Here is a 258-nt window from a genome sequence, read left to right as displayed (position 1 = left end):
CCGGCCTGGCCGAGGTCATGGGCGGCACGCCGGCGCAGGTGGAGAACGCCGCGGAAATCGCGATGGAGCACAACCTGGGCCTGACCTGCGACCCGATCGGCGGGCTGGTCCAGGTCCCGTGCATCGAGCGCAACGCGATCGCCGCCGCGAAGGCCATCAACGCCGCCAAGATGGCGCTCTGGGGCGACGGCACGCACCGGGTCTCCCTCGACGAGGTCATCGTGACCATGCGGGAAACCGGCAAGGACATGAGCTCCA

1 protein-coding gene is annotated in these 258 nt (G+C 69.8%); it reads left to right on the top strand.

Annotated features, from left to right (window positions below; all coding sequences use genetic code 11):
• Positions 1-258, top strand: a 258-nt coding sequence (locus MRBLAR12_RS23840) for an L-serine ammonia-lyase, iron-sulfur-dependent, subunit alpha (RefSeq protein WP_364748146.1), incomplete at both ends; no start/stop codon positions are given.

The sequence above is a fragment of the Arthrobacter sp. LAR12-1-1.1 genome (assembly GCF_040676555.1).
Lineage (GTDB): Bacteria > Actinomycetota > Actinomycetes > Actinomycetales > Micrococcaceae > Arthrobacter.
The sequence above is the reverse complement of the archived record's forward strand: the minus strand, read 5'-3'. Positions and strand labels throughout refer to the sequence as shown.